Here is a 948-nt window from a genome sequence, read left to right on the forward strand (position 1 = left end):
GCCCATGCCGGAGATGATCGTTTGACCAGTCTCTTCATCACAAATAACGCGGAAAGACGGGTCTTCCTGAGCAAGTTTGCCCAGTGCGATACCCATTTTTTCCTGGTCATCCTTGGTCTTAGGCTCTACGGCAACCGAGATAACCGGCTCCGGGAAGTCCATGCGAACCAGGATGATTGGCTTGTCAGCGTTGCAGAGGGTTTCACCAGTGGTGACGTCCTTCATGCCGATCAGGGCCGCGATGTCGCCAGCGCGTACTTCCTTGATCTCTTCACGGGCGTTTGCGTGCATTTGCACCATACGACCCACGCGCTCTTTTTTAACTTTAACCGAGTTGATCACGCCGTCGCCGGAGTTCAACACGCCCGAGTAAACGCGGACGAAGGTCAAGGTACCCACGAATGGGTCGGTAGCGATTTTGAACGCCAGCGCCGCGAACGGCTCGTCGTCACTTGCGTGACGCTCCATTTCCTCTTCCTCGTTATCAGGGTTGGAGCCCTTGATCGCTGGAATGTCGGTTGGAGCAGGCAGGAAGTCGATAACGGCGTCGAGAACCAGGGGAACGCCCTTGTTCTTGAACGACGAACCGCAAACAGCCAGAACGATTTCGCCAGCGATAGTGCGCTGACGCAGAGCAGCCTTGATCTCTTCGATCGACAGCTCTTCGCCTTCCAGGTACTTGTTCATCAGCTCTTCGCTGGCTTCGGCCGCAGCCTCAACCATGTTGCTGCGCCATTCGGTGGCGAGCTCGAGCATGTCCGCAGGGATTTCCTTGCGAACAGGAACCATACCCTTGTCAGAGTCGTTCCAGTAAACAGCCTGCATGTTGATCAGGTCGATCTGGCCCTGGAAGTTGTCTTACGAACCGATAGCCAGCTGAATCGGCACCGGAGTGTGACCCAGACGCTGTTTTATCTGACCGATCACGCGCAGGAAGTTGGCACCAGC

The 948-nt window shown here is 55.9% G+C and carries 1 pseudogene; it reads right to left on the reverse strand.

The features are described from left to right. Positions 1-948: pseudogene (locus tag ACIOUG_RS27120) on the reverse strand (EF-Tu/IF-2/RF-3 family GTPase); the annotation flags it as partial.

Source organism: Pseudomonas sp. NPDC087803 (assembly GCF_044742995.1).
Lineage (GTDB): Bacteria > Pseudomonadota > Gammaproteobacteria > Pseudomonadales > Pseudomonadaceae > Aquipseudomonas.